The 25673-nt window shown below is 70.6% G+C and carries 21 protein-coding genes and 1 riboswitch; of the genes, 10 read left to right on the top strand and 11 right to left on the bottom strand.

Annotated elements, in window-relative coordinates:
- Positions 1–25: 25 nt before the first annotated feature.
- Positions 26–511: a carboxymuconolactone decarboxylase family protein gene (locus tag ACFY60_RS28035; RefSeq protein ID WP_388616366.1), complete on the bottom strand. Its 486-nt coding sequence runs from the start codon at positions 509–511 to the stop codon at positions 26–28.
- 123 nt (positions 512–634) lie between these two features.
- Here ACFY60_RS28035 and ACFY60_RS28030 point away from each other — a divergent pair, with 123 nt between their 5' ends.
- Positions 635–1549, top strand: coding sequence for a pirin family protein (locus ACFY60_RS28030; RefSeq protein WP_388616363.1), 915 nt, complete (start codon positions 635–637; stop codon positions 1547–1549).
- 52 nt (positions 1550–1601) lie between these two features.
- Here the strand turns inward: ACFY60_RS28030 and ACFY60_RS28025 are convergent, their stop codons facing one another.
- The 5 genes from ACFY60_RS28025 to ACFY60_RS28005 form a co-directional block, all read right to left on the bottom strand.
- Positions 1602–2921 carry an ABC transporter ATP-binding protein gene (locus ACFY60_RS28025; protein WP_388616361.1) on the bottom strand — a complete coding sequence of 440 codons (1320 nt, stop codon included), beginning with the start codon at positions 2919–2921 and terminating at the stop codon, positions 1602–1604.
- A gap of 42 nt (positions 2922–2963) precedes the next feature.
- The gene (locus ACFY60_RS28020) at positions 2964–3479 is read right to left on the bottom strand and encodes a hypothetical protein (RefSeq protein ID WP_388616358.1); all 516 of its coding nucleotides are present in this window, start codon (positions 3477–3479) and stop codon (positions 2964–2966) included.
- 112 nt (positions 3480–3591) lie between these two features.
- Entirely contained in the window at positions 3592–4248 is a 657-nt protein-coding gene (locus tag ACFY60_RS28015) for a lytic polysaccharide monooxygenase (protein ID WP_388616355.1), read from the bottom strand.
- A gap of 80 nt (positions 4249–4328) precedes the next feature.
- Positions 4329–4775: a DoxX family protein gene (locus tag ACFY60_RS28010; RefSeq protein WP_388616351.1), complete on the bottom strand. Its 447-nt coding sequence runs from the start codon at positions 4773–4775 to the stop codon at positions 4329–4331.
- Between the two features lie 86 nt (positions 4776–4861).
- Positions 4862–7168: a family 49 glycosyl hydrolase gene (locus tag ACFY60_RS28005; protein WP_388616348.1), complete on the bottom strand. Its 2307-nt coding sequence runs from the start codon at positions 7166–7168 to the stop codon at positions 4862–4864.
- A gap of 766 nt (positions 7169–7934) precedes the next feature.
- Between ACFY60_RS28005 and ACFY60_RS28000 the strand changes: the two genes are divergently transcribed.
- The 5 genes from ACFY60_RS28000 to ACFY60_RS27980 all read left to right on the top strand — a co-directional run bounded on the left by ACFY60_RS28000 (position 7935) and on the right by ACFY60_RS27980 (position 14210).
- On the top strand, positions 7935–9119 hold the full coding sequence (locus tag ACFY60_RS28000) for an ROK family protein (protein WP_388616346.1): 1185 nt from the start codon (positions 7935–7937) through the stop codon (positions 9117–9119).
- An 87-nt stretch (positions 9120–9206) separates the two neighbouring features.
- A complete protein-coding gene (locus ACFY60_RS27995) occupies positions 9207–10940 on the top strand; it encodes an alpha-glucosidase (RefSeq protein ID WP_388616343.1) in 1734 nt (577 codons plus the stop codon).
- Positions 10941–10982: 42 nt separating this feature from the next.
- On the top strand, positions 10983–12299 hold the full coding sequence (locus ACFY60_RS27990; RefSeq protein ID WP_388616340.1) for an ABC transporter substrate-binding protein: 1317 nt from the start codon (positions 10983–10985) through the stop codon (positions 12297–12299).
- 94 nt (positions 12300–12393) lie between these two features.
- The gene (locus ACFY60_RS27985; RefSeq protein WP_388616337.1) at positions 12394–13287 is read left to right on the top strand and encodes a carbohydrate ABC transporter permease; all 894 of its coding nucleotides are present in this window, start codon (positions 12394–12396) and stop codon (positions 13285–13287) included.
- A gap of 8 nt (positions 13288–13295) precedes the next feature.
- Entirely contained in the window at positions 13296–14210 is a 915-nt protein-coding gene (locus ACFY60_RS27980; RefSeq protein ID WP_388616505.1) for a carbohydrate ABC transporter permease, read from the top strand.
- 301 nt (positions 14211–14511) lie between these two features.
- Here ACFY60_RS27980 and ACFY60_RS27975 read toward each other — a convergent pair whose 3' ends face one another.
- The 3 genes from ACFY60_RS27975 to ACFY60_RS27965 form a co-directional block, all read right to left on the bottom strand.
- Positions 14512–14928 carry a TIGR03618 family F420-dependent PPOX class oxidoreductase gene (locus tag ACFY60_RS27975; protein WP_388616334.1) on the bottom strand — a complete coding sequence of 139 codons (417 nt, stop codon included), beginning with the start codon at positions 14926–14928 and terminating at the stop codon, positions 14512–14514.
- 245 nt (positions 14929–15173) lie between these two features.
- Positions 15174–16991 (bottom strand): ABC transporter permease subunit, encoded by a 1818-nt coding sequence (locus ACFY60_RS27970; protein WP_388616331.1) that lies wholly within the window; start codon positions 16989–16991, stop codon positions 15174–15176.
- 5 nt (positions 16992–16996) lie between these two features.
- The gene (locus ACFY60_RS27965) at positions 16997–18526 is read right to left on the bottom strand and encodes an ABC transporter substrate-binding protein (protein ID WP_388616328.1); all 1530 of its coding nucleotides are present in this window, start codon (positions 18524–18526) and stop codon (positions 16997–16999) included.
- A 229-nt stretch (positions 18527–18755) separates the two neighbouring features.
- Here ACFY60_RS27965 and ACFY60_RS27960 point away from each other — a divergent pair, with 229 nt between their 5' ends.
- Entirely contained in the window at positions 18756–19997 is a 1242-nt protein-coding gene (locus tag ACFY60_RS27960) for an MFS transporter (RefSeq protein WP_388616326.1), read from the top strand.
- A 113-nt stretch (positions 19998–20110) separates the two neighbouring features.
- Here ACFY60_RS27960 and ACFY60_RS27955 read toward each other — a convergent pair whose 3' ends face one another.
- Positions 20111–21424, bottom strand: coding sequence for a glycoside hydrolase family 43 protein (locus ACFY60_RS27955; RefSeq protein WP_388616324.1), 1314 nt, complete (start codon positions 21422–21424; stop codon positions 20111–20113).
- A 725-nt stretch (positions 21425–22149) separates the two neighbouring features.
- Positions 22150–22297: riboswitch (cobalamin riboswitch) on the top strand.
- Positions 22298–22411: 114 nt separating this feature from the next.
- Between ACFY60_RS27955 and ACFY60_RS27950 the strand changes: the two genes are divergently transcribed.
- The 3 genes from ACFY60_RS27950 to ACFY60_RS27940 are packed head-to-tail and all read left to right on the top strand — an operon-like array spanning position 22412 to position 25356.
- Positions 22412–23509: a FecCD family ABC transporter permease gene (locus ACFY60_RS27950; protein ID WP_388616502.1), complete on the top strand. Its 1098-nt coding sequence runs from the start codon at positions 22412–22414 to the stop codon at positions 23507–23509.
- The gene (locus ACFY60_RS27945) at positions 23509–24321 is read left to right on the top strand and encodes an ABC transporter ATP-binding protein (RefSeq protein WP_388616321.1); all 813 of its coding nucleotides are present in this window, start codon (positions 23509–23511) and stop codon (positions 24319–24321) included. Before ACFY60_RS27950 ends, ACFY60_RS27945 begins: the two co-directional genes overlap by 1 nt.
- 15 nt (positions 24322–24336) lie before the next feature.
- Positions 24337–25356 carry an ABC transporter substrate-binding protein gene (locus ACFY60_RS27940; protein ID WP_388616318.1) on the top strand — a complete coding sequence of 340 codons (1020 nt, stop codon included), beginning with the start codon at positions 24337–24339 and terminating at the stop codon, positions 25354–25356.
- A gap of 164 nt (positions 25357–25520) precedes the next feature.
- Here the strand turns inward: ACFY60_RS27940 and ACFY60_RS27935 are convergent, their stop codons facing one another.
- Positions 25521–25646: a hypothetical protein gene (locus ACFY60_RS27935; RefSeq protein WP_388616315.1), complete on the bottom strand. Its 126-nt coding sequence runs from the start codon at positions 25644–25646 to the stop codon at positions 25521–25523.
- Positions 25647–25673 lie beyond the last annotated feature (27 nt).

Below are 25673 nucleotides of genomic sequence, written 5' to 3'. Positions count from 1 at the left end.
CCTGTGCGCCCGGGGGCGGCGTCGCTCACGCCTGGGGCGACTCGCGTACGGGGTGCTTGCTGAGGATCGATACCCGGTTGAACGCGTTGATGGTGATCGCGACCCAGATCACGGCCGAGAGCACCTCCTCGTCCAGCACCTCGCGCGCCTCGGCGTACGCCCGTTCCTGGGCGAGGGCGTCGGCGGGGTCGGTCACCGCCTCGGCCAGGCCCAGCGCGGCCCGCTCCCGGGGCGTGAACAGCTCGGTGTCCCGCCAGGCGGGCAGCACCCCGAGGCGCCGGGTCGTCTCGCCGGCGCGCAGCGCGGCCCGGGTGTGCACGTCGAGGCAGGCGGCGCAGCCGTTGATCTGGGAGACGCGCAGATTGACCAGTTCGACCAGGATCCGGTCGAGCCCCGCGTCGGCCGCGGTCGCCCGCACCGCCTCGGCCGTCTGCACCAGGGCGTGGTACGCCTTGGGGCTCTGCTTGTCCACGAAGACCCGCCGTGCTCGGGTTCCCGCCGTGCCGTCCATGCCGTACTCCTTCGCCACCCCGGCGGGCCTTGTTCCGCCGGCTCCTGTAAGGAACCCTCGTCAGGGCTATGATCATCCCAAGTTGTTGAAATGAAAACTAAGCAGGGTGCGAAGGGGCCGGAAATGAGCCATGTCGAGGTCGAGGTGCTGACCGCCCGAGAGGTCCCCCTGGGCGGCCCCCGGGCGATGACCGTGCGACGGACCCTGCCCCAGCGCTCCCGTACCCTCATCGGCGCCTGGTGCTTCGCCGACCACTACGGCCCCGACGAGGTCGCCACCTCCGGCGGCATGGACGTCGCACCCCACCCCCACACCGGCCTGCAGACCGTGAGCTGGCTGTTCACCGGCGAGATCGAGCACCGCGACAGCCTGGGCACCCACGCCTTCGTCCGCCCCGGCGAGGTCAACCTCATGACCGGCGGGCACGGCATCAGCCACTCCGAGGTCTCCACCCCCGCCACCACCGTCCTGCACGGCGTCCAGCTCTGGGTCGCCCTCCCCGGCGCCCACCGCCACGCCCCCCGCGACTTCCAGCACCACGTCCCCGAACCGGTGCACCGCGACGGCGCCGAGATCCGCGTCTTCCTCGGCACCCTCGCCGGCACGACCTCCCCCGTCCGCACCTTCACCCCCCTCCTCGGCGCGGAACTCCGCCTCGCCCCCGGCGCCACCCTCACGCTCCCCGTCGACCCCGCCTTCGAACACGGCCTCCTCGTCGACGAGGGCACCCTCGACCTCTCCGGCACCCCCCTCCACCCCGCCGACCTCGGCTACACCGCCCCCGGCCGCCCCACCCTCACTCTCACCAACACCGCTCCCACCCCGGCCAGGGCCGTCCTCCTCGGCGGCCCCCCGTTCGGCGAGGAGATCGTCATGTGGTGGAACTTCGTCGGCCGCACGGACGAGGAGATCCGCCAGGCCCGCGAGGACTGGATGTCCGGCACCCGCTTCGGCGAGGTCACGGGCTACGCCGGCGCTCCACTGCCGGCCCCGGAACTCCCCAACACCCGACTGAAGGCGCGGGGGAGGGCGCACTGAGCTGGGGTTTTCGTGTGCGAGCAGGAGAACAATGAGGCGCGGCTGCCCGTACCTACAGCTCAGGTACGTGGGTGGGGTCGGGGCTGACGCGCTCGCCCCGGGCGTCGAAGACGAAGAGGTTGCGGACGTCGACGAGGAGGGGCACGTGCTGGCCGCGTTGGTGGACGCTGCGGGTGTCGGCGCGGACGACGACTTCGCCTCTGTTTCTGGTGGGTGCGGCCGGCGGCGGTGGGTGGTGTCGCCCGGCGGCGCGGTGCTGCAGGGTGAAGAAGGAGGTGGCGCGCCGGACGAACCGCTGGGGCGGGCCGGCCGTGCTTCTGCGGGTCGGACGGGGCGAGAGTTCGGGCACCGCTTGGTCTGGTACGTCGGCGGCTCGTCCCCCCACCGTGAGGTGGACAAGGGTTTCGTGTCCCTGGAACTCGACGTGTTCGACGATGCCGGTGAGGGGGCGTTCGAAGTGGCCGGCCTGGGTGTGTTCGGCGATGCGGACCGCTTCGGGGCGCAGTCCGATGAGCAGGGGGCTGCCCTGCATGACGCGGAGCATCTGGTGGTCGCGGGACAGGGGCATGGGGAGGCTGAGCTGCTGCGCGCCGAGGCTGATGGCCATGTCGCCACCCATGGGGGTGTGGACGCTCCCGTGGATGAGACTGATGCGGGGGGTGCCGACGAAGGAGGCGACGAAGGCGTTGGCGGGCAGGGTGTAGAGGCCCTGGGGGGTGTCGACCTGCTGGAGGATGCCGTCGCGCAGGACGGCGACGCGGTCGCCCAGGGCCATGGCTTCGGACTGGTCGTGGGTCACGTAGATGGTGGTGGCACCGCTCTTGCGGACGGTGGAGAGGATCTCCAGGCGCAGGCGCGTGCGGAGTCTGGCGTCGAGGCTGGAGAGCGGCTCGTCCAGGAGGAACACCGAGGGCCGGCGGACGGTGGCCCGGCCCATGGCGACGCGCTGTCGCTCTCCGCCGGACAGGCGGCTGGGCAGGCGTTCCATGAGGTGGCTGATTCCGAGTGCGTGTGCCGCGGATTCGACGCGCTGGGAGACCTGGGCGGGGTCCTGCTTCTGGACGGCGAGGGGGAAGGCGATGTGCTCGGCGGCGGTCATGTTGGGGTGGAGGGCGAAGCTCTGGAAGATCATCGCGGTGTCGCGTTCGCCGGGGTCGAGGTCGTTGGCCAGGATGCCGTCGAGGTGGAGTTCGCCTTCGGTGATGGTCTCGAGGCCGGCGATCATGCGCAGGAGCGTGGACTTGCCGCAGCCGGAGGGGCCGAGCAGGACGAGGAACTCGCCGGCGCCCACGGTCAGCGAGACCTGGCGTAGCGCCGGCCGGCCGCCGGGGTAGATCTTGACGACGTTGCGCAGGGTGACGGTGCTGCCCACTCGGGCTCCTGGTGGGTGTGGGGTGCGGTGGGGACGGGGGGCTCAGCGGGTGAGCTCGTCCGCCGCGACGAACAGGCCCGCGGCGACGAGGACGATGTTCTTGATGACGTACTGGCCTTCGAGCGTGGGGACGAGGCCGTAGGTACTCCACATGTCTCCGGCCAGAAGGACCAGCGCGGCGAACACGCCGGCCATGTGGAGGAAGAAGGCACTCAGGGCGGTGCGGAGGAAGCGGCCGGTGACCAGGCACAGGCCGATGGCCACTTCGGCGAGGGCGAGCAGCGTCAGGCAGACGTCGGCGGGCAGCAGTCCGAGCGTCAGCTCGGTCACGGCCTTGACGGCGACGGTCTCGGCCGCGCTGGCGCCGGGAAAGAGCTTGAGGACGCCGAACCAGCAGTAGACGACTCCGACGCTGGCGCGCAATACGGCGCTTCCGGCGTGGCGGTAGCTGAGCGCGAGCGGGACGAGCCGCTCGCGCAGGGCCGTTCGCGGGCGTGAGCGGGGTGCGGTACTCGGTGCGGGCGAGGGGCCGTCGGCGGGGCTGGAGGGACTGGTCATCGGCGGTCCTCGGGATGTCCGTGGCGGAGGCGCGCGGGGAGGGGACGGAAGGCCGGGGCTCCGCAGGCCGCTGGGCGGCCTGCGGAGCCTGCTCAGCCGGCCTGGGCCCGGGTCAGCCGAAGTCGACGTCGCTGCACAGGAAGTACTTCTGGTCCATGTGCGACGCCTTCCATACGGTCACCACGACGTGGCGGCCGCTGTAGCCCGACGTCGAGACGTCGGTGACGTAGTGCGGCTGGTAGGGGTAGCGGCCGGTCTTCTTGACGAGTTCGAGGTCGTTCCAGCCGATGAGCTGGTACTCGGGGTTGAAGCCCTGTTTGGTGACGTAGACCTCGAGCCAGTCGGCGCCGTGGCGGGCCTCGTCGTAGATGTCGACGGTGAAGTTGTCGTCGAGGGGGGTGGTGATCCACGGGCCGGGGCGGTCGAGGGGGCGGTAGTTCGTCTCGCCCTGGCCGCCGGCGCTGCAGATCTGGCCGTCGGGGATGACCTGCTTGTAGTTGTCGCCGGTGTTGTTGGCGTAGACGGCCTTCCACGCGCCGATGGCGTTGGCGTTCTCGTGGTAGGTCCGGTAGCACATGGGATCCTGGGCCTCGTTCGGCTCGGTGTAGCCCCACCGCTGCAGGCAGCCGTAGTTGCGGGTCTGGGGGGCGATGACCGTGCCGTGGGCGGACGCCGTGGGCGCCATGGGCAGCAGGCACAGCAGGCCGGTGGCGAGGACGCCGGCGCTGACGGCCGTGCGGCGGGTCGGTGTGGCGGGTGCGATGTTCATCGTGCTGTTCCTCCGTGTGTCGGGGGACCGCCGGTCAAGCGGTTTTATGTGCACATGACATTCAGTTGTTCGGGTGTGGCTCAGATCCGGTTGCGGGTGGTGACCTCCTCGCGGTTGCGGTGGGTGAGCCGGCCGGCGAGCGCCGGCAGCTCGGTCAGGGTCCACCGGCCGGGGCCGAGGGCGGCGATGAGGAGGAAGGCCCAGCAGAACAGGGCCGCCGACTCGCCGCCGTTCTCCAGCGGGAACAGCCCGTCGGGCTGGTGGTGGACGAAGTAGGCGTAGGCCATGGAGCCCGAGCAGAGCAGGGCCGCGGGCCGGGTGCCGAGGCCGAGCAGCACCAGCGCGCCGCCGGCGAGCTGGATGACCGCCGCCCACCATCCGGGCCACTGACCGGGGGTGGGGGGCTGGCCGTGGCCGCCGCCGAGGACACCGAAGAGCGTCGCGGCTCCGTGGCAGGCGAACAGCAGGCCGAGCACGATCCGGAACAGGCCCAGGACCCGTGCCTGGAATCGGGGGGGTGTTTCCACGGTGGTGCCCCTCTCTCGGTGGCGCTCGGTGGGGAGCGGCTGCCGCCGACCGGGTCGGTGCGCCGGCGGCCGCCCGCAGGGGGTGGTCAGACGGTGAGTGCCCACTTCTGGCTGTTCCAGGTGCCGCAGTCCCACAGGTGCAGGCGGGCGCCGTCGGCGGTGCTCTGGGCGGTGATGTCCAGGCACCGGCCGGACTTGAGGTTCTTCAGGGTGCCGTCGGCCTGGAAGGCCCACTTCTGGCTGTCCCAGGTGCCGCAGTCCCACAGATGGGCCTTGGTGCCGTTGGCGGTGTAACCGCCCTCGACGTCCAGACACTTGCCACCGGACTTGAGCTGCCGACCGTCCAGGGCCCAGGCCATGGACGGCGCGTCGGCGCAGGCCCACTGCTGGATGGCGGTGCCGTTGGCGGTACCGTTCCCGGCGCGGTCGACGCACTTGCCGGTGGCGCCGCTGACGATCTTCCCGCCGGTCACCGGCCCGGGGCCGGGGTTGTCGCCGCCGGTGCCCCAGGCATTCCAGTTGTCCCAGTTCTCGGCGTCGAAGCCCAGGCGGCCGAGCTTGTCCGCGCCCCAGTTGGTGCCGGCCTTGTCGATGACGGTGCCGCCGACGGTGTAGTTCTCCAGCTTCAAGCCGCGGCTCTGGCCCGTCTCGTTGCCGAGGGTCACCTTCTGGCCGGAAGGGTTGGAGTACCGCTTGAGGAGGCTGACCTGGGAGGAGGGGTCGAGGTGACTCCAGGCGTCGATCCTGAGGTTCTTGACGTGGATGTTCTCGGAGCTGGAGAGGGCGAAGACGCGGATGGCGCAGTTGGTCATGCCTTCGACGGTGATGTTCTCGAAGGTCATGTTCTTCACCCACGTGTTGGGGTCGGCCTTGGTGGTCGAGCCCATGTCCTCCCAGTGGGAGGAGGAGTTGAGGATGCAGGTGTTGTACTTGACGTCCTTCCAGTACATCCGGTTGTGGATGACGTGGGTGTTGGACACGCGGACGTTGTCGATGTTGCGGGGGGTCCAGCCCCACTGGACGACGGGGCCGTTCTCGTTCTTCCAGATGACGGTGTTATCGATGCTGACGTCGCTGTGGTACATCTTCAGGACGTCGTCGTTGGCGTTGAAGAACGTGTTCTTCATGGTGCTGCCGCGGTAGAGCTCGATGCCGTCGGTCTGCCAGTACCAGGAGCCGACCTGCTTGTAGTTCTCGACGCGCATGCTGAACGTCTGCTCGTCGCCGTAGACGACGAAGGAGTGGTAGGGCGGCTCGTTGACCGTGACGCCCTGCAGGTCGAGGTGCTGCTGACGGCCCTGGGCCGAGGCGAACTGCAGCATCTTCACACAGCTGGAGTGACAGTTCGACGCACCGGAGAGGTGGTCGTAGTTGTTGTTGGTGTCCGCCTCGTAGACGTACTGCTCACCCGAGAGCACGCCGTAGCCGGTCACCCTGTACAGGCCCTGGCTGTCGTCCGGGAACCGGACGGCGCCCTTCACGTACGCCCCGGGCGCGAGGTAGACCCACTTGACCTGCTTGGGCAGCAGGGCGTGGTACTTGGAGGTCATGTAGTAGGTGCCGGGTCGGAAGTACACGATTTCCTCGGTGATCGTGTTCAGGTTGGTGACCTGGCCCTGCGGCGGGTAGTAGGTGCTGCCCGAAGCCGCGGTGGGGACCAGACGGTCCTGCTCGGCGCCGGTCGGCGTCGGCTCGGCGAAGATCATCATGGAGTTGCGGGGCTCGGTGTGGATGGCCCTGTTGCCGCCGCCGGAGGCGGTGGTGAGCTTGCCGGCGTCGTTCGCGGGGCCGGACATGTCGTTGTACGCCGTGTAGAGCTGCGGCTCGAACTCCACGGAGAAGCGGTGGCCCGCCTGGTTGAAGGGCACCTTGATGCGGACGGTGTCGCTGTCGACGAGCTGCTTGGTGAAGTTCAGGCTGCTGGGCCTGATCTTGACCTGGTCGGCCGAGGAGACGCTCTGTCCGGTGCGCAGGGAGACGTCGACCCAGGTGTCGGCGGAGTACTGGAAGGACGACCAGCTCATCGTCAGGTTCGCCGACGACGAGAACTCGGCGCCGTCCTCCTTGGTGTAGCCGATCTTGCCCTTCCCGCTGCGCGGGATGCTCATGTAGGTGAAGGAGTCGTACCGGGTGTCGGGGGCCGCTGCGGTGGCGACCTGCACGTCGTAGAACGACGAGCGCCGCACCTTGTCGTTGGCCACCGGGCTGGTGGTGTTGAACTTGTGGTTGTCGTGCCACCACGTCTTGAGCTGCGCCGTGTCGGCGGTGGTGATCGCGGCACCGGTGACGGGGGAGGCGGCCGTCGACGAGCCGGCGGGCACGACGACCGACGCCAGGGCCAGCGCCAGGCCGGCGGCGCCTGAAGCCAGGCGGCTCAGTCTGCTTGCGGGCATGCGGATTCCTTACGACGAAGGGGTGCGGAGGTCCGGGGCGCGGGGGAGCGCGCCCCGGTGTCGGGCCGGCAGGGCGGGCGGCCCGCTGCCTGCGCCGCGTGGAGGGCGGGCATGCGCAGGAGGCCGTGGTGCCGCGCCTGCCGGGTCGCGGCCGGCGTACCAGGGCCGCGGCCGGGTCGCGGGTGAAGCCGCGTGGGCGGCGGGAGCAGGGATCCTTTCGTTCGGTGAGCAGCTCTTCGGCAGACGGTCCGAGGCGTTCGCGGGGGCCGGAGGGGTGGTGCCGGCCGGCCGTACGGGGCTTGGGGGCCTTCTGCGGGACACCCGCCGAGCCCGGGTCACGGGCGGAGGCCGAGGCCATGGGAGGCCGGGGTTCCGACGGTTGCCCGACGGTCTGCGGTTGCCGGATAACGTCCCGTCATTTCTTCGCCGTGTCAATGAAATGGACAAGATCTTTCTTCGCCGACCCGATGCACCCTTCGGACCAGCCGGGCATTACGTGCAAATCGCCAGCCGAGTGACGAGCTGGTGACCTGTATCACGGTTACGTAACACGAAGTTTTCTTCCTTGACGCAATAAAAACGCGGGGCGCAGACTCCTGGCATGGGCAGTCGGCCCCGCAGCGGGTGACCGGCGGACAGTGGGAAGCGAAGGGGTCGCCATGGCGGTCGCCGTACTCTCGCGAAGGTGGTGACCGCGCCGTCGAGTCCGACGGTGACCACCCGGCCCGAGCGCCCCTGAACGACGTCAGCCCTGGAGGCATGAGTGATGAGTCCGTCCAAGATCCGTTTCTCGGAGCTTGTCGGTGAGCAGACCCGCGCGGAGATCTTCGCGACCGTGCTCACCGCAGGGCCCATCTCGCGTACCCAGCTCGCGCAGCGCCTGGGCCTCGTGCCCTCCAGTGTGACCCGGATGCTCCCGCCCCTGCTGGAGCACGGATACCTGCGGGAGGAGGACGATACGGCCCCCCAGGGGCGGGGCCGCCCGCAGAAGATGCTGCACGTCAACCCGGACAAGCACATCGTCGTCGGCATGAAGATCGGCCCCGCGCAGGTCTCCGGTGTGGTCACCGACATGGCGGCCAACGTGCTGGCCCGCGACGAGGAGCCCATCGCCGACTGCACCCCCCAAACCGCCCTGTCCGCCGCGGCAACCCTGACCGGCAGGCTCCTCTCCCGGGCGCCCGAAGCGGCGGACAGGGTGCTCGGCCTCGGAGTCGGAGTCAGCGGTCACGTCGACTCGGCGGCCGGGGTCTGCCGCTACTCGGCCCTGCTCGACTGGAACAAGGTCGACGTGGCCGGCCCCCTCCAGGAGGCGACCGGACTGCCGGTCGTCGTGAACAACGACGTCAACACCCTCGTCGTCGCCGAACGCTGGTTCGGCGAGGGGCGCGACATCGACTCCTTCGCCGTCGTCACCGTCGGCCCCGGTGTCGGATGCGGACTGCTCCTCAACGGCAGCCTGTTCTCCGGCGCCACCGGCCTGGCCGGTGAGCTCGGCCACATGCCGCTGGACCCGGCCGGCCCCATGTGCGGCTGCGGCCGCCGCGGTTGCCTGGAGGCACTCGCCGGAGACCGCGCCGTCCTGCGCCACCTCCAGGACGCGGGCTTCCCCTGCGCCTCCATCGGGGATGCGATCACCCTCGCCCGCTCGGGAACGGCCGCGGCCCGCAACGTCGCCCTCTCCGCCTTCGCCGAAGCCGGAACCGCGCTGGGACGGGGGCTGGCCGGCATGTGCAACCTGCTCAACCTGCAGAAGATCATCCTCGCCGGGGAGGGAGCGGTCGCCTACGACCTCTTCGGCCCCGCCCTGACCCAGGCCCTCGAAGCCCACGCCTTCTCCACCGCGGCCAGGGACTGCCAGATCCACGTCGATCCGGTGCGGCACGACCTGTGGGCGCGCGGAGCGGCCTGTCTGGTCATCCGTGACGCGGTCGGCGCGACCCTCTCCTAGAACCCGTACCGCCACCGCCCGACCTTGTGACCGCACCCTCCCGACTAGTCGCTCTCGGTAATCGAGCAATCACAATGAGGTTCTGACGTGCCTGAGAACTCGCCCGGTCCCGCCGACTCCTGGTGGAGCAACGCGGTGGTCTACCAGATCTACCCTCGCAGCTTCGCCGACTCCGACGCCGACGGCATCGGAGACCTGCAAGGCATCATCGAACGCCTCGACTACCTCTCCCAGCTCGGCGTCGACGTCCTGTGGCTCTCCCCGGTCTACCCGTCCCCGCACGACGACAACGGGTACGACATCAGCGACTACCAGGACATCGACCCGCTCTTCGGGACCCTGGCCGACTTCGACCGCCTTCTGGCCGCCGTCCACGAGCGCGGCATGAAGCTCGTCATGGACCTCGTCGTCAACCACACCAGTGACGAGCACCCCTGGTTCGCCGCCTCCCGTGACGGCGGGCCCGCCGGCGACAAGCGCGACTGGTACATCTGGCGTCCCGCCCGCGACGGCATGGAGCCCGGCACGCCGGGCGCGGAGCCCAACAACTGGGGCTCGTTCTTCTCCGGCCCGGCCTGGACCTACGACACCGCCAGCGGCGAGTACTACCTGCACCTGTTCTCCCGCAAGCAGCCCGACCTCAACTGGGAGAACCCCGAGGTCCGGCAGGCGGTCCACCGCATGATGCGCTGGTGGCTGGAGCGGGGAGTGGACGGCTTCCGCATGGACGTCATCAACCTCATCTCCAAGACGCCCGGCCTGCCCGACGGCATCGTCCACGAGGGCGCCCAGCTCGGCGACGGCAGCCCCCACTACATCTGCGGGCCCCGTGTGCACGAGTACCTGGCCGAGATGCACCGCGAGGTCTTCGCCGGCCACCCGCGCAAGCTGCTGACCGTCGGCGAGATGCCCGGCGTCACCGTCGAGGAGGCCAGGCTCTTCACCGACCCGGCCCGCCGCGAGGTCGACATGGTCTTCCAGTTCGAGCACGTCGGCCTCGACCACGGCCCCGGCGGCAAGTTCGACCTGCGGCCCCTGAAGCTGACCGACCTCAAGGCCAGCCTCGGACGCTGGCAGACCGGCCTGGGCAGGACCGGCTGGAACAGCCTGTACTGGAACAACCACGACCAGCCGCGTGTCGTCTCCCGCTTCGGCGACGACAGCCCCGCCTGGCGCGACCGCTCGGCCAAGCTGCTGGCCACCGTCCTGCACCTGCACCGCGGCACCCCGTACATCTACCAGGGTGAAGAGCTGGCCATGGCCAACTTCCCCTTCACCTCGATCGGCGACTTCCGGGACATCGAGTCGCTCAACCACTACCGGGACCGCCAGGAGCTCGGCGCCGTCGAGGACGACATCCTCGAGGGCCTGCGCCACCGCAGCCGGGACAACGCCCGCACCCCGATGCAGTGGGACGCCACCGAGCACGCCGGTTTCACCACCGGCACCCCCTGGATCGCCGTCAACCCCGACCACAAGGACGTCAACGCCAAGGCCCAGCTCGCCGACCCCGACTCCGTCCTCCACTACTACCGGCGCCTGATCGCCCTGCGGCACACCGAATCCGCTCTCACCCACGGCGATTTCCGCATGGTCCACCCCGACCACGAGCAGCTCTACGCCTTCACCCGCCACGACGCGACCACCGGCACCGAACTGCTCGTCCTGGCCAACTTCAGCGGAGCCGACCTCACCGTCGACCTGCCCCACGGCTGGGAACACAGCGACATCCTCATCGCCAACACCCCAGCCACCCAGCCGCTCACGAGCCCGCACACCCTGCAGCCGTGGGAAGCCCGCGTCCACCGCCGCACCCGCTGACACGCCCCCCTTGCCGCAACGACGCACACCAAGGAAACAGCCATGAGCAACCCGCCCACCGACATCGCCCGGCGCACGAAGCCGCTCCTGCTCGCAGCCGCCGCCCTGGCCGTCCTGGCCCCCCTGACCGCCTGCGGCGGCTCCGACACCGCCGCAGGCGACGCGAACACCCTGCGCCTGTGGCACTACGAGGACAAGGACGGCGCGCTCGGCAAGGCGTGGGCCGCGGCCATAGAGGAGTTCAAGAGGACCCACCCCGGCGTCAAGGTCGAGTTCGAGCAGAAGGCGTTCGAGCAGATCCAGCAGAACGCCGGCATGATCCTCAACTCCGACAAGGCGCCCGACGTCATGGAGTACAACAAGGGCAACGCCACCACCGGCCTCCTCGCCAAGCAGGGCCTGCTCACCGACCTCACCGCCGTCGTCAAGGAACGCGGCTGGGACAAGAAGGTCGGCGAGAGCGCCTCCGTCACCGCCCGCTACGACGCCAACGGCGAAATGGGCGGCGACAAGTGGTACGGCGTCCCCAACTACGGCGAGTTCGTCCTCACCTACTACAACGACGACCTGTTCGAGAAGCACAACGTCGCCAAGCCCACCGACTTCGCGAGCTTCGAGGCCGCCCTCGCCACGTTCAAGGCCGCCGGCATCACCCCGCTCGCCAACGCGGGCAACGACCACCCCGCCGGTCACTGGCTGTACCTGCTGGCGCTGTCCAAGGCCAACGACACCTGGGTGGACAACTACCAGCTCTACAAGGGCCAGGTCGACTTCCACGGCCCCGAATTCACCTACGCGGCCACCAAGTACAAGGAATGGGTCGACAAGGGCTACTTCGACAAGAAGGACGTCGGCCTCAAGGGCAACAACATGACCGAGCAGTTCATCTCCCAGAAGCGCCCGATCATGGTCGGCGGCAACTGGTGGTTCGGCGGCCTGCTCACCGACGCCAAGAACTTCAAGTGGTCCACCGCCCCCTACCCGGGCAGCGAGAAGACCCTCGGCTCCGGCGGCAACAACTGGGTCATCCCCACCAAGGCGAAGAACAAGAAGCTCGCCGAGGACTTCATCGAGATCACCATGTCGGACAAGATCCAGAAGCTGATCGGCGAGGAGGGCAACGTGCCCCTGGCCGTCAAGGCCGACACCGTCACCAACGCCAAGACCCGCGGCCTCGTCACCGCCTTCCACGCAGCCCAGGACGGCCGCGGCCTGGCCTTCTACCCCGACTGGCCCGTCGCCGGCTACTACGACACCTGGCTCGCCTCCACCCAGAACCTGATGAACGGCGCCAAGCCCCACACCGTCCTGGACGAGCTCGCCGCCCCCTACGACAAGTACGTCGCCTCCAGGTCCTGAGGCACCCCGGCCGCCTCCCCGCGGCCGCACCCTCCGCCGTTCAGGGGACGGCGTACCGCCCAGCGGACGCCGTCCCGCCCACCCAGGAGCAACAGTGAAAACCACACGTCACCCGCGGTCGACGGGGTACGCCGTCTTCCTCGCACCGGGCCTCCTGCTCAGCCTGCTCTTCCTCGTCGTCCCGCTGGTGATGACCTTCTACTACAGCCTCACCGCATGGCAGGGCATCGGCACCCCGGCCTTCACGGGCCTGGACAACTACACCCGCCTCTTCCAGGACGCCGACTTCTGGGCCTCGTTCCGCAACATCGCCTTCGTCATCATCGGCATCGCGGTCGTCCCCACCCTCCTCGGCCTCTTCCTCGCGGCCCTGCTGTTCGACTACATCGGCAAGAAGCACGGCGACGGCGTCGTCAGCGTCTTCCGCTCCGGCCTCTACCTGCCCCAGGTCATCCCCGTCGCTGTCACCGGCCTGATGTGGGGCTGGATCCTCGCCCCCGAAGGCGCCATCAACAGCATCCTGGAGACGATCGGCCTCTCCTCCCTCACCCAGAACTGGCTCGGCGACCCCGACCTCGCCCTGTGGATGGTCCTGGGCGTCCTCGTCTGGATGCAGCTCGGCTACCCCCTGGTGCTGTTCATGTCCGGCCTCCAGCGCATCGACCCCGAGCTCTACGAAGCCGCCTCCCTCGACGGCGCCACATGGTGGCAGCGGTTCACCCGCATCACCGTCCCCATCCTGCGCCCCGAGGTCTACGTCGTCCTCGTCACCACCACCATCGCCGGCCTGAAGGTCTTCGCCCAGATCTTCGTCCTCACCGGGGGAGGCCCCGGAAACTCCACCCTTGTCCCCGCGTACTTCGCCTACCAGAACTTCTTCGAGCGCGCCGACGTCGGCTACGGATCAGCGGTCTCCACCACGATCACCCTGCTCGTGCTGATCATCGCCGGAGCCATGCTCACCCGCCAGGCCCGCGAGGACGGATGACGATGACCATGACCACCGAACCCACCACGCAGCCTGGCCCCCGCAAGCAGGCCCATGCCGGCCACGCCGCCCCCAAGCCCCGCAGGAAGAACCCCGCTCGTAAGAGAGCAGCCGGCTCCTACGCCGTCATCGCGGCGGTCAGCATCTTCGTCCTCGCCTTCCTCTCCCCGTTCGCCATCATCCTTCTCAACTCCTTCAAGACCGGGGCCGACTACCGGGCCAACGGCTCCCTGTCCCTGCCCGAGGAGTGGAACTGGGCCGTCATCGGCGACGTCTGGGAACGCGTCGAGTTCACCCAGAAGCTGATCAACAGCATCCAGATCAGCCTCGGCGTCGTCCTCATCGCCGTCGTCCTCGCCCTCTTCAACGCCTACGCCATCGGCATCGGCCGCGTACGCTGGCGCACCGCATTCCTCGTCTTCTTCCTCGGCATCAACGTCCTGCCGCAAGAAGGACTCGTCTACCCCATCTACTACCTGTTCAAGGAAATGGGCCTGTACGACGGGAAGCTGGGCTACACCGTCCTCGTCGGCATCACCTACAGCGCCTTCGGCACCTACCTGCTCTCCTCCGTCTTCGCGAGCTTCCCCAAGGAACTCATCGAAGCCGCCTCCCTCGACGGCGCCGGCCGCTGGACCATCCTGTGGCGCATCGTTCTGCCCATGAGCTGGCCCACCCTGTCGGTGATGTGCGTGTTCTTCTTCGTCTGGAGCTGGAACGAGTTCCTCTACCCCCTCGTCCTGCTCATCTCCAACGACAACCAGACCGTCCCCCTCGGCCTGTCCGTCCTGCAGGGCCAGTACTCCAGCGACCCCACCTCCCTGAGCGCCGCGGCCCTCCTCGGCGTCATCCCCATGGTCGTCTTCTTCCTCGTCTTCCAGCGTTCCCTCACACGGGGCCTCACCGCCGGCGCCGTGAAGTGACCCCACACAACCACCCCGGACCCGGCTTCCATCGTCCCGCTACCGGGTCGGGGGTTCACCCCGCACAGCACGCCGTCAGGGGCACATCCGCACCCGCCCGCATCCCCGCACGGCACCCCGGGAGGAAACCCGCCCGCATCCCCGCACCGGCGAGGAGGGCTTCACCCGGGACGTGACGGGGCTGGGGCACCACGGCACGGGGATCGGGGACGTGGCGGTGGTGTCGTCCATCCTCGGAAGGGTCCCCGGTTTCGGAAACCGGGGACCCTGGCCCATTGCGCCCGCCCCGGTGCCGGGCGGGTCACCAGCCGGAGGGCTTGGTGGGGCCGAGGGCGCGGGTGACGGTGATCTCGATGACGACCCGGTCGGGGTTGACCCGCGGGGTCTTGTACCGCTCGGTGTAGCGGCGTTCGGCGTCGGCGACGGAGGCGGGGTCGTCCTTGATGACGGCGGTGCCTTCCAGGGTGGACCAGCGGCGGCCTTCTGCCTGGCTGACGGCGACGCGGGCTTCGGTGCCGGCGGCCAGGGCGGCGCGGATGTTGCGGACCTTCTTGTTGCCGCCGTCGGTGATGACGCGGGCGATGCGTGTCCCGGGGTCGTAGGTGACGCCGACAGGGGTGGTGTGCGGGGAGCCGTCGGGTCGAAGGGTGGTCAGGAAGCAGGTCCGGCGTTCCTGCCAGAACGTGTCCCCGTCGGTGGGCAGGGGGTCGGTGTCCAACGGACGGTCTCCTCGGTGCGAGCGGCTTCGGCACGATGGCCCGGGTGCCGGGACGGCGCCCGGGGCCCCCTCGACCGTAACGCGGAGCGATCCGGCCACGGGCGCCGGGTTCCCGCCTGGCCGACGACGGGCCGTCACTGGACATCCCCGTGAAAGGGCAGCCCAGGCAACTGGACTTCGGGGTGTCTGCGGGACCGAGGGACGTCAGATGGGCGTCCGGGACGCCGCCGGAACAGTGAGCGTTTTCAGGGGTGCCTCTCCGGGGTCGGGGACGGCTTCGGTACTGACGGTCGTGCGGTCGGGACAGATGTGGGGGCGGTGGCCGAGGCCGCGACGGCGAGGACGGACAGGAGGACGAGGGCGGCGGCCGGGGCGAGCACGGTCCAGGGGGCGAGTTCGGCGTAGGGCTGGTTCTCGGAGAGCAGGCGGCCCCACTCGGGGGCGGGGGGCTGCTCGCCGAGGCCGAGGAAGCCGAGTGAAGCCAGGACGAGGACAGTGGTGGGCAACCGCAGCAGCGCGTTGCGCAGGAGGGGACGGGTGAGGGCGGGGAGCAAGTGGCGGCGGAGCAGGTGGAGCCTGCCCGCTCCCAGGGAGAGAGCGGCGGCGATGTGGCCGCCCGCCCGCTCCTGTTCGTACAGGGCGGCGCTCTGGGCCGCGTACGGGGTCCATCCGACGGCGCAGACGGCGCAGGCGGCCCCCCAGACCGACGGGCCGGCGGCGGCCGTCACGAGGAGTCCCGCGAGGACGGCGGGGATCGTCGCGACCACCTCGGTCAGCCCGGCGGTCAGACGCGGCAGGAAGCCCAGGAGCAGCCCGGTGAGGGCGCTGACCAGGGTCACGGCGAGGGCCACCCCGGTGGTTCGCAGCGCACCGTGGCCGAGCCGGGCGAGCAGGTCGCGTCCCAGGGCGTCGGTGCCCAGCGGTTGGGCGGGGCCGGGCGGGAGGAGCCGCGCCGCCGTGTCGACGTGCAGGGGGTCGCGCAGCAGACCCGCCACCACGAGCGCGACGAGGACCAGGGCGCACCCCGCGGCGAGGAGGCGCCGGGCGCGTCCGGTGGTCGCCTCGGGCGGCGGGGGCAGGGCGGGCAGGGCGCCGTCGCGCAGCGGACGTCCGAGGAGGGCACGGCGCAGCGCCTGGACGAGGAGACCGGCGCCGGTGCCGAGGAGTACGAGCGTGAGGGTCGCCGTCTGGAGCGGCGGCAGGTCCTGGGCGAGGGCGGCGTCGAGGGCGAGCCGGCCGAGCCCGGGGACGTTGAAGATCCGCTCCACCGCGACCGCGCCGCCCACCAGGGCGACGACGGTCGGCAGCAGTTGGGGCAGGACGCCGGGCAGGGCGCGGCGCAGCGCGTGCCGGGCGACGTGCCCGGGCGGGAAGCCGACGGCGTGCCAGGTCCTGGTCCACGGTTCGCGGAACGCGGCCGGCAGCGCCTGGTCGAGCAGCCCGCCGATCATCGCGCCCGACGGGATGCCGAGGGCGAGCGCGGGCAGCACCATCGACGCCGGGCCCTCCCACCCGCTCGACGGGAACCAGCCCAGCCACACCCCGCCGACCAGGGCGAGCAGGGAGGCGAGGAGGAACTTGGGCAGCGCGGCCAGCACGGCCGCCGTGGTGCCGGACCGTTCCGCGCGGAGCTCGCGCCGCGCCCCGAGCCGCAGGGTGCGGGCGCAGATTCCGGCGGCGACCAGGACGGTGACGAGGAGCGCCCCCAGCATGAGGGTCAGCGAGACCCCGAACGCGGCGGTGACCTGCGGCAGCACGGGTTCCCCGGACACCCAGGAGGTGCCGGCGTCGCCGCGCGGCAGACCGCCGAGCCACGCGGTGAAGTGGGCGAGGGGCCCCTCGTCCAGTCCGAGCTCGTCGCGTACGGCGGCGAGTTCGGCCGGTGTGGGGTCCTGCTCGGCGGAGCGGGTCCGCAGCACGGTGAGGGCCGGATCGGTCCGGGACAGCCAGGGCAGCAGGGCCACGACGGCCAGGACCGCCGCCCCGGCCGCCACCCGCCCGGCGCCCGCGCCCGGCCGTGGCCATGGCCGGCGGGCGGACGCGGAACCGTACACGCTGCTCATTCCCGTTACTTGCGGCGGGTGTCGAGGGTGATCAGGGCGCGCTCGCGGGGGTCGAGGGTCACGCCCTCGACACCGGCGGCGATGCCCTGGACGACCTTCTCGTGGACGAGCGGCACGACCGCGTCCGTCCGCAGGATCGCCGCCTCGGCCGCCATGACCTTCCGCTGGCGCTGCGCCATGTCACTCTCCTCGGCGGCGGCGCGGACGGCCCGGTCGACCGCGGCGTCCTTCAGGCCGGCGATGTTGTAGACGCCGGTGCCGGTGAAGTCGCTGGCGAGGTAGGAGACGGCGTCACCGGTGTCCAGCAGGGTGACCCGGGAGAAGACGAGGGCGTCGTACTTCCCGGCGAGCAGATCGGCCTCCATCTGCGTGTACTCGCGGATGTCCTGCTGCACCGTGAAGCCGGCCTTCTCCAGCTGCTGCTGGAGCACGCTCGCCGCCTCGGGCAGCTCGGCGCGGTTGGTGTACGTGGCCAGGCGCAGCGTCCGGCCCGCGGTCGCGGCCTTCACCTGGTCCGCCGTCGCGGCCGGGGCGCGGCCGGTCACCGCGACGCGCCGCTCGGCGGCCCAGGGGACGGCAGGACCGAACAGGCCCTGGGCCGGGTCGGCGTAGCCGCCGAAGACGGAGCCGACGAGGGCGGAGCCGTCCACGGCCTCCCGGGCCGCCGCGCGCAGGGCGGCGTCGGCGAAGAGGCCGCCGCCGGTGTTGAGGATCAGGCTGTCGGTGCGCACGGAGGGCACCTCGTGGCGGGTCCCCTCGTCCAGGAGCCTCGCCTGGGCGGTGGGGATCCACTCGGCGATGTCGACGTCGTCGGAGCGCAGGGCGTTGGCGCGGGCGGTGCCGTCGGCGATCCAGGTCACGTCGATGCCGGCGGACTTCGCCTTGCCGCCCCAGTAGCCGTCGTACCGGTCGAGCGTGGCCTTGGTCTTGCCGGTGAGCCGGGTGATGCGGAACGGGCCGGTGCCGGTGCCGACCGGGGTCACGGTGCCGTCCGCCGCGTACGCCTTCGCCGACAGGATCGCGAGGGCCGGGCTGGCGAGCCGCAGCGGCAGGACGGGGTCGGGGCTCTTCGTGGTGAGCGTCACGGTGTCGGCGTCGGCCGCGCGCGCGGTCAGGTCCACGTCGCTGAGCACGCGCGGCTTGGGGGTGGCCCGGCCGGCGTGGGCGAGGGCGTTGACCACGGCCTGCGCGGTGACCGGCGTGCCGTCCTGGAAGGTGGCGCGGCGCAGCTCGAAGGTCCAGACGGTGGCGGAGTCCCGCTTCCAGGACGTGGCCAGCGCGGGGGCGGCGGCGCCCTTGGCGTCCAGGGCGGTGAGCCCCTCGGCGACCGACAGCTTGTTCAGCACGGTGGCGTCGTTGCTGTACGGGGAGAGGGCCTTGACCGGCGGCACGGCGAGGGCGACCCGCAGCCGGTGCGCCGCGTCCTCCTGCCCGCCGCCGTCGGCCCCGCCCGAGTTCTGGCTCGGCGCGAAACAGCCGGCCAGCAGGGGAGTGAGGGCGAGGGCGGTGAGGAGCCCGCGGGTGGTGGCGCGCATGGGAGGTCCTGTCGAATGAGCGGGGGAAGCGCCCGGGGGAGGGGGAGGAGCCCCGGGCGACAGCAGGCTATAAGGGTAGGCTTACCGAACTCTACTCGGGTAGGTGAATTCTCAACCATTGGGGCCGCCCCCGGGTACCGCCGCCTCCCGCAGCACCCGTCCGCCCCCACCCACCCCTTCCGCAGCACCCCTTCCGTCCCTCCCACAGCACCCCGAAGGCACCCACCGCATGTCCCCGCTCGCCCGGCTCCTCGTCGCCAGCCAGTTCGCCTTCAACGTGGGGTTCTTCGCCGTCCTCCCCTACCTGGCCGACCACCTTGGAGGCGCCCTCGGACTCGGCGGCGCCCTGGTGGGGTTCGTCCTCGGGCTGCGGACCTTCAGCCAGCAGGGCCTGTTCGTCGTCGGCGGCGCCCTCACCGACCGGTACGGCCCGCGCCCCGTCGTCCTCGTCGGCTGCGCCCTGCGCGTCGCCGGCTTCGTCTGGCTCGCCTTCGCCGCCACCGCCTGGACCGTGATCGGCGCGGTGGTCACGGTCGGCTTCGCCGCCGCGCTCTTCTCACCCGCCGTGGAGTCCGAGATCGCGCGCGAAGCGCTCCGGGCCGAACGCGACGGCGGCCCCCGCCGCACCCACACCCTCGCCCGCTTCTCCGCCGGCGGTCAGGCCGGCGCGCTCCTCGGGCCCGTCCTCGGCACGCTCCTGCTGTACGGCGGCGGTGCGGGCCACTTCCGCACCGCCTGCCTGGCCGGGGCGGGCGTCTTCCTCGTCGTTCTCGCCGCCCACGCCAAGCTCCTGCCGCGCCGCACCCCGCCGGCGGCGGACGCGGAGCCGCGTGCCCCCTGGCGGACGGTCCTCGGTAACCGCTCCTTCCTGCTCCTCGCCCTCGCCTACTCCACCTATCTCCTCGCCTACAACCAGCTCTACCTCGCCCTCCCCGCCGAACTCGACCGCGCGACCGGCTCCCAGGCCGCGCTCGGCTGGCTCTTCGCCCTCTCCTCCGTGCTGGTGGTCGTCGGCTCCGCGCCCGTCGAACGGCTCACCGCGACCCGGCTCGGCCGCCCGGCCATGATCCGCGCCGGACTGCTGCTGATCGCCGCCGCCTTCGCCGTCACCGGAGCCCTGCGGACGTTCGACGGCCCGGCGGGGGCCGTCGCCTTCACCGTGCTGCTCACCCTCGGTCAGATGCTGGTGCTTCCCGCCACGCGGGCGCTCCTTCCCGACCTCACCGGCGAGACGCGCATCGGCCTGGCCACCGGGGCGCTCTCCTCCCTCTCCGGCCTCGTCGTCCTCGCCGCGGGCGCCCCGATCGGAGCGCTCCTCGACCATGACGGCCCTGCCCCCTGGCTCCTCCTCGCGACGATCCCCCTCCTGGGACTCGCCCTCGTGCCCCGCCACCGACCGGACGGCTGCGGAGCGGCGCCCGCGCCCGGCCCCGGGGGAGTGGTCCCCCGGGGCCGGGCACGGAAGCGATGAAGGTCAGCGGTTGAAGACCAGCGGTTGAAGGTCAGCCGTGGTGCCGCGTCGCGGACGAGGGTGCGGGCCGGTCCGGCCACCAGGTGCCCGCGGGCCCCGACTGGCGGTGGCGGCTACGCGGCGCGGGTGAACTGCCACCAGTTGACATTGAACAAGTAGCCGCTGCCGCCGCTGAACGTCAGGTACAGGTCACGGGTTCCCGTCACGCCGCTCACTGGGCAGGTCACCGTGGTCCAGGACTGCCAGCCACCGGTGTTCGGCACACCGCACCGGCCCACGATCGACCCGCTCGGACTGTCCAGGCGCACTTCGAGGGTGCCGCCGCTGGTGGCCGAGGCGACGCGTGCGGCGAAGGAGGAGGCACCGGACCCGAAGGCCACTCCCTTGACCTTGGTGTAGTCGCCGTTCTCGATCCAGCCGACGTTCATTCCGCCGTCACTGGTCCATTCGGTCTCGATCCCGGAACCCCAGGCGATCGTCTCGGCCTCCTGGCGGACGTACGGATCGAGTGGGCCGGCCTGCGGGGCACCCGTGCTCGTCATGTTGATGGTCGGAATGGTGCCGTCGGCGTTGTAGGAGAACTTCTCCACGGCTACCGAGCGGGTGAAGCCACCTCCGCCCGGGAGGGCGCCGTTGTGGTAGAAGAAGTACGAACTGCCCTTGAAGTCCACGATGCCCGGGTGGTTGGTGAAGCTGTTGCCCTGCGCGGGCATGACTGTTCCCCGGTAGGTCCAGGGTCCGGTCGGGCTCGGTGCCGTGGAGTAGGCGATGAACTCCTGGCAGCACCTGGCCGCGTACACCAGGTAGTACAGACCGTTCCGCTTGTAGGCCCACGGCCCTTCTTCGTACAGCGTGGGACGGTCGGGGTTGCCGGTGCGGGTGCCGAATCCTGAGGTGGTGAGCGGGATCTTGGTGGGGCTGCCCGAGTAGGAGGTCATGTCGGCGTTCAGCTTGACGTACCACAGGTTGGGGTTGCCCCAGTAGAGGTAGGCCTGACCGTCGTCGTCGATGAAGACGGTCGGGTCGAACTCGGTGTTCTCCAGCAGCGGGCGGCCGAGGGCGTCCCGGAACGGTCCGGTGGGGCTGTCCGCCACCGCCACGCCGATGGCGAAGGCACCGGTCGCCCGGACCGTCACGGGCACGTACCAGTAGAACTTGCCGCCCCGTTCGACGGCCTGGCCCGCCCACGCGTTGGCGCCCGCCCAGCTGAAGGTGTTCAGGCTGAGCGGTGCGCCGTGGTCGGTCCAGTTGACCATGTCGGCGGAGGACCACACCCGCCAGTCTTTCATCACGAAGGAGGAGGTGGAGCCGTCCTCGTCGTGCCCGGTGTAGAGGTAGACCCGTCCGTTGTGCACCAGCGGGGACGGGTCGGCGGTGTAGACGTGCTGCACGATCGGGTTGTCGGCCCTGGCCGCCGTGGGATGCACCGCGGCAGGAAGGACGGCGAACGCCACCATGAGGATCAGCACCCAGGTTGCCCGGGCGAGTCTGGTACCGGTGGCGGGTGGTCTCGCTGCGGTCGGGTGAGCCGTTGGCCTGCGGACGTCGCTACTGGACATGGTGTGGCCCTTCCTGGTGCTGCGGGTCGGGGGTTGAGCAGCCGGTCAGACGCGGGGAGGCCGTTGTCCGAAGTGTGGTTCCATGCCCACTTCGGTTTCACGGTCGTTCGGTCGAAGGTGCCGACGCGGGTCCGTGGGGTCACCTGGCCGGGTGGGGGCGGCAGGACAGGGCCGGGATACGGCGTGTCCCGGGCGCCGCCTACGCATTGGACGACGGGCCGGCCGCGCCAGGCCTGACAGGAGGAGCACGGCCGCGCGGTACGGGCGCGGGCGTGGGCATGGTGCGGGTGACGTCACACGAAGCTCCAGGAGGCGATCGGGCACTAAGGCCAGGTACACCCTTCCAAGTCCGGCATTCGGCGTGTGGGGGACGGCATGTACGCCATGCGAAAGCCGCTTCAGCCAGGTCACGTTCGATACTGCGAACGTAAATCGAACCTTCGAACGTCATGGATGGTAGGAGTCGAGAGCGGACAGCACAAGATCCCTAGAAGCCGCATCTCAACCCAGTGTGATCGCTCAGTTCTTCCGGTAAGGAAGAGTGGTACGCGGCAGTCGACGCCGGACCCGTTGCGGACGCCGGGTTGTCATCCGACCGAAGAGGGCTTTGCCGCACGCGCTATGCTGCGAGCGCCCCGCGGGGGAAGTCCGGTCGAAGTCCGGCGCTGACCCGCAACGGTGGACGGAGCCCAAGTCGTGGCGCCGTGAGCCCGATTACCCGCGGTGGTGAAGGCCCCTGTCGAATCGCCGTGGACTGCGAGAGGGTGCTGCGCAGGGCGCCCCGCGTCCCGGGCTGCTCCTTTGCTCGTGCAGGTGCACGGCCCGAGCGAAGGCGACCCGCCGGTGGTCACACCCCTGGAACGCACACCCGCGCCGTCATTCCCCACGGGACGCAGCGGGGCCGAGCCCGCGCGGTCCAAGCGCGTGTCCCTGCCGTTTCTCCTTCTCGTCCTCTGCGTCGGACTCCTGCTCTCCGTCGTGTGCGGGGCCGGGATGGGAGCCTCGGGACTGTCCTGGGGCGAGGTGCTGCGTTTCCTGTGGGCCGGGCTGACAGGCGGCGCCGTATCGCCGGACGAGGTCCCGGCTTACACGATCGTGTGGGAACTGCGCTTTCCGCGAGCCGTGCTGGCCGCGGTCGTCGGAGCCGGCCTGTCGGCCATCGGAGTCGCCGTACAGGCCATGGTCCGCAACGCCCTCGCCGACCCGTTCGTCCTGGGCATCTCCTCCGGCGCGGCCGTCGGTGCCAATGCCGTCCTCCTCTTCGGAGCCTTCGGCGCTCTCGGTCTGTGGGCTCTGTCCACGGCGGCCTTCCTCTCCGCGCTCCTCGCCATGGCGCTGGTCTACGCGATCGCCCGCACCGCTGACGGCCTGACCCCGCTGCGGCTCGTGCTGACGGGCACGGCGATGTACTACGGCTTCTCGGCCGTCACCACGTTCATGGTGTTCGCGGCAGAACGCGGCGAAGCGGCCCGCTCCGCGATGATGTGGCTGCTCGGCAGCCTCGGCGGAGCCAGCTGGGCCTCCGTGCCGATCGCCGCGGGAGCCGTGCTCGCCGGACTCACCCACCTGACGGTGTCAGCGCGTCGCCTGAACGCGCTGGCGATGGGGGACGAGACCGCGGCCGCCCTGGGGGTGGACGCGGGGAGGCTGCGCAAGGAGCTGTTCCTGGTCTGTGCCGCCGTCACGGGGGCCGTGGTCGCGGTGAGCGGTGCGATCGGTTTCGTCGGCCTCATGGTGCCGCACGCCGCACGGATGCTGGTCGGCGCGGACCACCGCCGGCTGCTGGCGGTCGCACCCCTCGCCGGAGCTGTTCTGCTGATCTGGGTGGACATCCTTTCGCGTGTGGTGCTCGCGCCCGTCGAGCTGCCGGTGGGCGTGGTGACCGCCGCCATCGGCGTCCCGTGCTTCGTCCTGCTGATGCGCCGCCGCTCCTACACCTTCGGAGGCAAGTGATGCGGATCGACATCGACGCGCTGACGGTCGAGGTCGCCGGCGCGCGGCTGGTGTGCGAGGCCACGCTCCGTGCCGACGGGGGTCAGGTCGTCGGCCTCGTCGGCCCCAACGGCAGCGGGAAGTCCACCCTGCTGCGCTGTGTCTACCGCGCTCTGCGCCCCTCGGCGGGCACGGTCCGGCTCGGTGGGGAGGACGTGCACTCCCTCAGCGCGCGCGAGGGCGCCCGCCGATTGGCCGCCCTGCCCCAGGAGGCCCTCACCGAGTTCGACTTCACCGTCGCCGAGGTCGTGGCCATGGGGCGGCTGCCGCACCAGCGGTCGGTGGCCCGGGCCACCGACGAGGACCGGAAGGCGTGCGAGGCCGCGCTCGTACGGGTCGGCGCCGGCCACCTCGCGGACCGCGGTTTCCTCACCCTCTCCGGCGGCGAGAAGCAACGGGTCCTGATCGCCCGGGCGCTCGCCCAGCAGCCCCGCGTCCTGGTCCTCGACGAGCCGACCAACCACCTCGACATCGCCCAGCAGCTGGAGGTCCTGGCCCTCGTGCGCGGCTGGGGGTCCCCCCGGACGGAGTCTGGGGGAGGCCTGACCGTGCTCATGGCACTGCACGACCTCAACCTCGCCGCGCTCCACTGCGACCTGCTCTACGTCATCCAGAGCGGCCGGATCGTCGCCTCCGGCGCTCCGCACGACGTGCTCACGCCCGCGTTGCTGGCCGAGGTGTTCGGCGTACGGGCGCACCGGGTGCCGCATCCCGAGTCCGGCGTCGTGCAGTTGCTCTTCGACCGTCTTCCGCCCTCCCGTCCCACCTCTTGAGGAGTCATCGCCACCATGCCGAACCACGTACGTCCCGCCGCGCTCGCCCTCGCCGCCGCCCTGGTGCTCACCGGTTGCGGCGCGCAGGTCACGCCGGAGAACGGCGAGGGGGGTGCCAAGGCGCGCGGCGGGCACTACCCGGTCACCGTCGAGAACTGCGGCCAGAAGAAGAGTTTCGACAAGGCGCCCCAGCGCGTGGTCACCAATGACGTCGGTATCACCGAGATCATGTTCGCGCTCGGACTCGAGAACCGCATGGCGGGCTACGTGATGCCCGACGACCGGGGGGACCTCACCTCCGTTCCCTGGAAGGACGCGTACCAGAGGACGACGTGGCTCTCGAAGAAGACGATCAACAAGGAGCTGGTGCTCGACGCCCGTGCCGATCTGGTCTTCGCGGGCTGGAACTACGGCTTCAACGAGGGCGAGGGCTTCAGCCCCGCCGAGCTGGAGAAGGTGGGCATCGACTCGTACGTGCTGAGCGAGTCGTGCCGCAACGGGCAGGGGAAGGCCCGCGGGGTGATGCCGCCGCTCGAAGCGCTGTACACCGACCTGCGGAACCTGGGGAAGATCTTCGACGTCGAGGATCGCGCGGAAGCCCTCATCGCGGACTTCGAGAAGACGGTGGCCGAAGCACAGGCGAAGGCCCTGAAGGGCGCTGACCGTCCGCGCGTCTTCCTCTACGACGACGGGCAGGACAAGCCGCTGACCTCGGGCCTGTACGCCGGGCCGCACGACATCATCACCAAGGCGGGCGGCGATCACGTCATGAAGGACCTCAAGGACAGCTGGGCGACGGTCGGCTGGGAGACGGTCGTCGAGCGCGACCCCGAGGTGATCGTGATCAACGACTACGGTGACACCACCGCGGAGCAGAAGCGCACGTTCCTGAAGTCCTATCCGCCGCTCGCCGGCGTCTCGGCCGTGAAGAACGACCGGATCGTCGTCCTCGACTACGCGGAACTGGTGGAGAGCCCGCGCAACCCCGCGGCCATCGCCTCACTCGCCGCGGACCTGAGGAGATTCGCCTCGTGACCTGACGGACGCAGACTCCCCGGCCGCCTCACGCCGACGGCGGTGCGGCGCGGCCGGGCAGGCCCGGGCCCTCGGAGCGCGTCCCATGTGGGCAACACTTCGCCCGGCCGGTAGGGAACCAGCCGGGCGGAGTGCCGCACGTCCCGCGTGTCCGGAGGGTGGTGCTACCTCTTGCGGGCCTTGCTCACCAGGAACGCCACCCCGACGATGACGACCAGGGCGATGACGATGATCCAGAAGGGCGGAGTGCCCTCGCCGGCGCCCTTGGCCAGGAACTGGCCGTACGACATGCTGTCCTCCCGTTGCTGTTGATCGAT

The organism is Streptomyces sp. NPDC012827 (assembly GCF_042900905.1).
Lineage (GTDB): Bacteria > Actinomycetota > Actinomycetes > Streptomycetales > Streptomycetaceae > Streptomyces > Streptomyces gulbargensis.
This window is presented reverse-complemented; position numbering and strand designations above follow the sequence as displayed.

What these genes read in the sequence shown, in the direction of transcription:
- ACFY60_RS27980 (WP_388616505.1), top strand. Translation starts at nt 13,296, where the DNA reads ATGACCACCGAACCCACCACGCAGCCTGGCCCCCGCAAGCAGGCCCAT.
- ACFY60_RS27935 (WP_388616315.1), bottom strand. Translation starts at nt 25,646, where the DNA reads ATGTCGTACGGCCAGTTCCTGGCCAAGGGCGCCGGCGAGGGCACTCCG.
- ACFY60_RS28030 (WP_388616363.1), top strand. Translation starts at nt 635, where the DNA reads ATGAGCCATGTCGAGGTCGAGGTGCTGACCGCCCGAGAGGTCCCCCTG.
- ACFY60_RS28015 (WP_388616355.1), bottom strand. Translation starts at nt 4,248, where the DNA reads ATGAACATCGCACCCGCCACACCGACCCGCCGCACGGCCGTCAGCGCC.
- ACFY60_RS28005 (WP_388616348.1), bottom strand. Translation starts at nt 7,168, where the DNA reads ATGCCCGCAAGCAGACTGAGCCGCCTGGCTTCAGGCGCCGCCGGCCTG.
- ACFY60_RS27970 (WP_388616331.1), bottom strand. Translation starts at nt 16,991, where the DNA reads ATGAGCAGCGTGTACGGTTCCGCGTCCGCCCGCCGGCCATGGCCACGG.
- ACFY60_RS28000 (WP_388616346.1), top strand. Translation starts at nt 7,935, where the DNA reads ATGAGTCCGTCCAAGATCCGTTTCTCGGAGCTTGTCGGTGAGCAGACC.
- ACFY60_RS28035 (WP_388616366.1), bottom strand. Translation starts at nt 511, where the DNA reads ATGGACGGCACGGCGGGAACCCGAGCACGGCGGGTCTTCGTGGACAAG.
- ACFY60_RS27960 (WP_388616326.1), top strand. Translation starts at nt 18,756, where the DNA reads ATGTCCCCGCTCGCCCGGCTCCTCGTCGCCAGCCAGTTCGCCTTCAAC.
- ACFY60_RS28020 (WP_388616358.1), bottom strand. Translation starts at nt 3,479, where the DNA reads ATGACCAGTCCCTCCAGCCCCGCCGACGGCCCCTCGCCCGCACCGAGT.
- ACFY60_RS27940 (WP_388616318.1), top strand. Translation starts at nt 24,337, where the DNA reads ATGCCGAACCACGTACGTCCCGCCGCGCTCGCCCTCGCCGCCGCCCTG.
- ACFY60_RS27965 (WP_388616328.1), bottom strand. Translation starts at nt 18,526, where the DNA reads ATGCGCGCCACCACCCGCGGGCTCCTCACCGCCCTCGCCCTCACTCCC.
- ACFY60_RS27990 (WP_388616340.1), top strand. Translation starts at nt 10,983, where the DNA reads ATGAGCAACCCGCCCACCGACATCGCCCGGCGCACGAAGCCGCTCCTG.
- ACFY60_RS27945 (WP_388616321.1), top strand. Translation starts at nt 23,509, where the DNA reads ATGCGGATCGACATCGACGCGCTGACGGTCGAGGTCGCCGGCGCGCGG.